The 6506-nt window shown below is 53.4% G+C and carries 6 protein-coding genes; 3 read left to right on the top strand and 3 right to left on the bottom strand.

Annotated elements, in window-relative coordinates:
* The 3 genes from U869_RS32185 to ackA form a co-directional block, all read right to left on the bottom strand.
* Positions 1-472, bottom strand: a 472-nt coding sequence (locus tag U869_RS32185; RefSeq protein ID WP_025123977.1) for a hypothetical protein, incomplete at its 3' end; no start/stop codon positions are given.
* A 266-nt stretch (positions 473-738) separates the two neighbouring features.
* The gene (gene pta / locus U869_RS0110245; protein ID WP_025122794.1) at positions 739-2898 is read right to left on the bottom strand and encodes a phosphate acetyltransferase; all 2160 of its coding nucleotides are present in this window, start codon (positions 2896-2898) and stop codon (positions 739-741) included.
* 101 nt (positions 2899-2999) lie between these two features.
* Positions 3000-4202: an acetate kinase gene (ackA, locus tag U869_RS0110240; RefSeq protein ID WP_025122795.1), complete on the bottom strand. Its 1203-nt coding sequence runs from the start codon at positions 4200-4202 to the stop codon at positions 3000-3002.
* A 403-nt stretch (positions 4203-4605) separates the two neighbouring features.
* Here ackA and yfbV point away from each other — a divergent pair, with 403 nt between their 5' ends.
* From yfbV to U869_RS0110225, 3 genes are all read left to right on the top strand, one after another.
* Positions 4606-5061: a terminus macrodomain insulation protein YfbV gene (gene yfbV / locus U869_RS0110235; protein ID WP_025122796.1), complete on the top strand. Its 456-nt coding sequence runs from the start codon at positions 4606-4608 to the stop codon at positions 5059-5061.
* Between the two features lie 218 nt (positions 5062-5279).
* Entirely contained in the window at positions 5280-5774 is a 495-nt protein-coding gene (locus tag U869_RS0110230; protein WP_025122797.1) for a YfbU family protein, read from the top strand.
* 21 nt (positions 5775-5795) lie between these two features.
* Positions 5796-6452, top strand: a complete 657-nt coding sequence (locus U869_RS0110225) for a sugar phosphatase (RefSeq protein ID WP_025122798.1) — start codon at positions 5796-5798, stop codon at positions 6450-6452.
* Positions 6453-6506 lie beyond the last annotated feature (54 nt).

Here is a 6506-nt window from a genome sequence, read left to right as displayed (position 1 = left end):
ACACATTGAATACTTGACCTCGTAAGACATGTGACCTCCCCATCGGCTCTAGGCCAACCTCAATCGAAGACCCTGCATGTCTGGGGCGTGAGATGAGGCGGCAGTAAACGCAAGATAACTTAAAATCATAGGGGGCGTAGGTGTAGAGCCCCACATGGAAAGTAGTATAGTGGTCAAAAATTGCTCTTTCAACGTAATTTATCACCTTGATGGCGCTACCTGGTGGTAATCCTTTGACACGGCGAAAGTATGTTTTATTTGTTCGATTTAGTTTTGCATCGAATGCGATCTCATAGTGTTTGGCGTAAGTTGGTTTTATAAACCCAGGATGAAAATCCACAGTGCAGTCAAACGGATTTTTATCGGTGATTTGCGTAAAATAAACTTCATACTCCACGTCGCTGACCTTAAAAACCGTTTTATGTTGTCTAGGTTCTCCATATGCCGCTAATTCATCGAAAAATGTTGTCATATCCCTAATGGCTCTTTAATTCTCCTGATGTAACCGTATTTTATTTTCGAAGAAAAAATAACCCTGGGAGCGGAATTAACTTGCGAAGAGTATCCCATATTAACAACAAAAAATTATTCACGATTTGAATTATTCAATATTTAAATGTTGCTGGGTATGCTTATTAATAATATTTATGCTTAGGTGCTGCCTACAATAAAAAACGGCCCGGTGATGATCACCAGGCCGTTTTTAGTATTACCGGAGGCTACGGGAGCCTCATTGCATCAGGCTTTGGCTGCCTGTGCATCAGCCTGGGCTGACTGGATCGCCGTCAGGGCTACGGTATAGACGATATCGTCAACCAGAGCACCACGGGACAGGTCGTTCACCGGCTTGCGCATGCCTTGCAGCATTGGCCCGATGGAGACCAGGTCAGCAGAGCGCTGCACCGCTTTATAAGTGGTGTTACCGGTGTTCAGATCCGGGAAGATGAACACGGTAGCCTGACCAGCCACTGGCGAATTAGGCGCTTTGGATTTGGCTACGTCGGCCATAATCGCTGCGTCATATTGCAGTGGGCCATCGATGATCAGATCCGGGCGTTTTTCCTGTGCCAGACGGGTTGCTTCACGCACTTTCTCAACGTCGCTACCCGCGCCGGAATTACCGGTAGAGTAGGAGATCATGGCAACGCGTGGTTCGATACCAAATGCGGCAGCAGAATCGGCAGACTGAATGGCGATTTCAGACAGCTGTTCAGCGGTTGGGTCCGGGTTGATCGCACAGTCACCATAGACCAGAACCTGGTCAGGCAGCAGCATGAAGAACACGGAAGAAACCAGAGAGCTGCCCGGTGCGGTTTTGATCAACTGCAGCGGTGGGCGGATGGTATTAGCTGTGGTGTGAACAGCACCGGAAACCAGGCCGTCGACTTCGCCTTTCTCCAGCATCAGGGTGCCGAGAACCACGTTGTCTTCCAACTGCTCACGCGCAACCACTTCGGTCATGCCCTTGCTCTTACGCAGCTCAACCAGACGCGGCACATAGAGTTCACGCACGGCAACCGGATCGACAATCTCGATGCCTTTGCCCAGCTCAACGCCTTGCGCAGCGGCAACTCGTTTGATTTCTTCTGGGTTACCCAGCAGCACACATTCCGCGATCCCACGTTCGGCACAGATGGCCGCCGCTTTCACGGTACGTGGCTCGTCGCCTTCAGGTAGCACGATGCGTTTGCCCGCTTTGCGTGCCAGTTCGGTCAGTTCATAACGGAACGCTGGAGGAGAGAGACGGCGTGAACGCTCTGAAGTGGCGGTCAGGGATTCGATCCATTCGGCATTGATGTGGCTGGCCACGTAGTTCTGGACTTTCTCAATACGCTGGTGGTCGTCTGAAGGTACTTCAAGGTTGAAGCTTTGCAGGCTCAACGAGGTCTGCCAGGTGTTGGTATCAACCATGAACACCGGCAGGCCGGTTTCAAAGGCGCGCTCACACAGCTTGTTGATGGAGGCATCGATCTCGTAGCCACCGGTCAGCAGAATGGCACCAATTTCCACGCCGTTCATCGCGGCCAGGCAGGCTGAAACCAGTACGTCTGGACGGTCTGCGGAAGTTACCAGCAGTGAGCCTGGGCGGAAGTGTTCCAGCATGTGTGGAATGCTGCGCGCACAGAAGGTTACGGATTTCACGCGGCGGGTCATGATGTCGCCTTCGTTGATCACTCGCGCCTTCAGGTGGCGGGCCATATCGATGGCACGGGTAGCGATCAGATCGAAGCTCCACGGTACGCAACCCAATACTGGCAGCGGGCTGTTGGCGAACAGCTGCGCAGGATCGACGTTGGCGACGCTGGCCTTGGTGGAATCGTCAAAGATTTCGGACAGGTCTGGGCGAGTACGGCCCTGATCGTCTACCGGTGCGTTCAGCTTGTTGATGATCACGCCGGTAATGTTTTTGTTCTTGCTGCCGCCGAAGCTGGAGCGAGCCAGTTCGATACGCTCGGTCAACTGGGCTGGAGAATCGTTACCCAGTGCCAGCACAAACACGATCTCTGCGTTCAGCGTTTTGGCGATCTCGTAGTTCAGCGAGTTGGCGAACTGATGCTTACGGGTCGGCACCAGGCCTTCGATCAGCACCACTTCTGCGTCTTTGGTGTTTTCGTGGTAGCGCGCCACGATCTCTTCCATCAGCACGTCTTGCTGGTTGGAGCTTAGCAGGCTCTCAACGTAGCTCATGCGCAGAGGTTCGGCCGCCGGAATGGTCGAGTTACTGCGGATGATGGTGGTGGTCTGGTCGAGGGTATCGCCGCCGGTACGCGGTTGGGCAATAGGTTTGAACACGCTCAGGCGAACGCCTTTTTGCTCCATGGAGCGGATGACACCCAGGCTGACGCTGGTCAGACCGACGCTGGTGCCTGTGGGGATCAACATAATTGTACGTGACACAGAATAGTCCTCTTCACGGTTTTCTGCCTGCAACGGGGGCGCAGACAAAGATGACAGGCTCAAAACAACACCGCCAGCCTGGGCTGACGGTGTGCAGAGCATTAAGCGGTCAGACGGGAAGCGTCTTGCGCGATGACCAATTCTTCGTTGGTCGGGATCACCAGTGCCAGGCGGCTGCCGTCTTTGGTGATGTTACCTGATTTGCCGAAGCGGGCAGCCAGGTTGCGTTCGTGGTCGATTTCAAAGCCCAGCAGGCCCAGTTTGTCCAGGGTCAGCTCACGTACCATCGCAGCGTTCTCACCGATACCACCGGTGAAGATCACGGCGTCCAGACGGCCTTCCATCAGGGCGCTATAGGCACCGATGTACTTGGCCAGACGGTGGCAGAAGACATCCATGGCGCGTTTGGCATCGGCCTTGGTTTCATAGTTGTCTTCAACGTAACGGCAGTCGCTGGTGACTTCGGTCAGGCCCAGCAGGCCAGACTCTTTGGTCAGCATCTTGTTGATCTGGTCAACGCTCATGCCCATGGCATCATGCAGATGGAAGATGATGGCTGGATCGATGTCACCACTACGGGTGCCCATTACCAGGCCTTCCAGCGGGGTCAGACCCATGGAGGTGTCAACGCACTTGCCGTTGCGTACTGCGGTTACGGAACCGCCGTTGCCCAGGTGGCAGGTAATGACGTTAACTTCTTCAACCGGCTTGTTCAGCGCCTTGGCAGCTTCTTGCGTAACATAGAAGTGGCTGGTGCCGTGTGCGCCGTAGCGGCGAACGCCATGGTCGCGGTACAGGCTGTACGGCAGGGCATACAGGTAGGACTCTTCCGGCATGGTCTGGTGGAACGCGGTGTCGAACACGGCAACGTTTTTATCAGCCAGATTAGGGAAGGATTTCAACGCTTCGGCAATACCGATCAGGTGAGCCGGGTTATGCAGTGGTGCAAAAGGTACGGAATCTTTGATACCCTGCAGGACTTCGTCGTTGATGACGGCAGAAGCCGTGAACTTCTCGCCGCCGTGCACGATGCGGTGGCCGATAGCGGTCAACTGAGCAGAAAGCTCTGGTTTTTGTGCCAGAATAGTATTAACAATGAAGTTCAGCGCTTCGCTGTGCGCTGCGCCGGCACCCAGTGCCGCTTCTTGTTTACCACCATCCATTTTCCATTTGATACGGGCTTCAGGAAGATGGAAGCACTCGGCCAGGCCAGAGAGGTATTCTTCACCGTTGACTGCATCGATGATGGCGAATTTCAGGGAAGAACTGCCGCAGTTAAGGACCAGTACTAGCTTACTCGACATGGAAGTACCTACTTTATAGTTCGTGTTGGTATAAGGAAGACCCAAAAACACGTGGTGAATAAAACGTCAATCAGACATCAAGCGTAGCGCATAATGCCGTTGACATTTATGATTAACATCATGTCAGTGTTACAAAGGACACAATGATGAAAAAACCGACGATTTCTCTGCGGTTTAAGCGATCCTGATTTTTACCGCTCCCTGGCCCCACATGGCCGCCAACGGCGGGATTAGGGAAATAGGGCTAAAAGTTGACAAATCTTCTGTCATCTTCTACCGGCACAAGGCCGGCTTAGGATACCGATAGCCTGGCACAAACACAAAATAAATTTAAAGCTTCAACTTTTTTGTTAGTGTGTTTGCAAGAATATTTTATTTTTTATACGTGAAGTTGAGGTGCGCAATGACGAGCAGACCATCCGGTTCCGTAAGCTGGTTTCAGATATTCCAGCGCGGACAGCATTACATGAAAACCTGGCCAGCAGACAAACGGCTGGCACCGCTTTTCCCTGAGAACCGCGTGTCGCGCGCTACCCGCTTTGCCGTTCGCTTTATGCCACCGCTGGCGATTTTTACCCTGACCTGGCAGATAGCGCTCGGCGGCCAGCTTGGCCCGGCGATTGCCACCGCGCTGTTTGCCTGTAGCCTGCCTATGCAAGGTCTGTGGTGGCTAGGCCGCCGTTCGGTGACGCCGTTGCCGCCAACCTTGCTGCAATGGTTCCATGAGGTGCGCAACAAACTGGCAGAAGCCGGGCAGGCGATTGCTCCCGTCGAAGGGACGCCAACCTACCAGGCGCTGGCAGACGTGCTGAAACGTGCCTTCAAGCAGTTGGACAAAACCTTCCTCGACGATCTCTAGCATGATGCCCCTCACCCTAGCCCTCTCCCACAGGGAGAGGGGGCAGAATGCGCCACAATTTAACTCCTGTGCATAAAGGCAGTGCCTGGATCATCTCTGGCCAATGCTCACATTCAACGAATACCCCCTTTCAAATCAAAGAAAGGCGTAGTTGCTATTCCACGCCATAATCAACTCATGCGATGCTCTCGTTAATTTGCAGAAATGAGGACGATGAAATGGAAATGACTAACGCCCAGCGCCTGATCTTATCGAATCAATACAAGATGATGACCATGCTCGATCCGGACAATGCGGAGCGCTACCGCCGCTTGCAGACTATCATCGAACGCGGTTTTGGTTTGCAAATGCGCGAGTTGGATCGCGATTTTGGTGAGATGAGCGAAGAAGTGTGTCGCACCATCATCAACATTATGGAAATGCACCATGCGCTCCAGGTGTCTTGGGAAAACCTCAAGGAGCGGCAGGGGCTGGAAGCGCGTCGCCTGGCGTTTCTTGGCTTTGATGCGGCAACCGAAGCACGTTATCTGAGCTATGTGCGTTTCCTGGTTAGCACGGAAGGGCGGTATACTCATTTCGATTCTGGCAGCCACGGTTTTAATGCCCAAACCAAAATGTGGGAAAAATACCAGCGCATGCTGAGTATCTGGCTCTCCTGCCCACGCCAGTATCATCTGAGCGCCGTTGAGATTGCGCAAATCATCAATGCCTGATTAAACGTAGAGGGGTTTCCCGTGGAGTGTAAGGGTTTTCTGTTCGATCTTGATGGAACGTTAGTAGATTCATTACCGGTGGTAGAGCGAGCCTGGACGCATTGGGCAGAACGCCATGGCATCAGCCCGCAACAGGTGCTGGACTTTATCCACGGGAAACAGGCGATCACCTCGCTGCGTCATTTTATGCCAAATGCCTCCGAGGCCGAGCTTGAGCAGGAGTTCAAACTGCTTGAGCAGGTGGAAGCAGAAGATACCGACGGTGTCCATGCCTTGCCAGGTGCATTGGCACTGTTGGAACGGATCAATGCGTTGGGGATACCTTGGGCGATCGTCACCTCGGGTTCCGTGCCGGTGGCTAGCGCACGTCGTATGGCCGGTGGCTTGCCGCTGCCTGAGGTGTTCATCACCTGTGAGTTGGTCAAACAGGGTAAGCCGCATCCAGACGCCTATCTGTTAGGGGCAAAAGGTCTTGGCTTGGCACCGCAGGATTGCGTCGTGGTAGAAGATGCGCCTGCCGGTATCCTTTCCGGCTTGGCTGCCGGTTGCCAGGTGATTGCGGTGAATGCACCAGCAGATACGCCGAAGCTGGACCAGGTCGATTTGATCCTTTCCTCATTGGAACAGGTCAGGATTGCCAGGACTGAGCAGGGCGCAGTTATCGAACTTATTGCTTAATCTGCACTTTCTTACCTCAATTTGATTAGACCCCGCATAGGCGGGGTTTTTTTG

It is taken from the genome of Serratia sp. H1w (assembly GCF_000633355.1).
Taxonomy (GTDB): domain Bacteria; phylum Pseudomonadota; class Gammaproteobacteria; order Enterobacterales; family Enterobacteriaceae; genus Chania.
This window is presented reverse-complemented; position numbering and strand designations above follow the sequence as displayed.

Bases quoted from the DNA above. Each gene is read 5' to 3' on its own strand.
- ackA (WP_025122795.1), bottom strand. From the start codon at position 4,202: ATGTCGAGTAAGCTAGTACTGGTCCTTAACTGCGGCAGTTCTTCCCTG.
- U869_RS0110230 (WP_025122797.1), top strand. From the start codon at position 5,280: ATGGAAATGACTAACGCCCAGCGCCTGATCTTATCGAATCAATACAAG.
- yfbV (WP_025122796.1), top strand. From the start codon at position 4,606: ATGACGAGCAGACCATCCGGTTCCGTAAGCTGGTTTCAGATATTCCAG.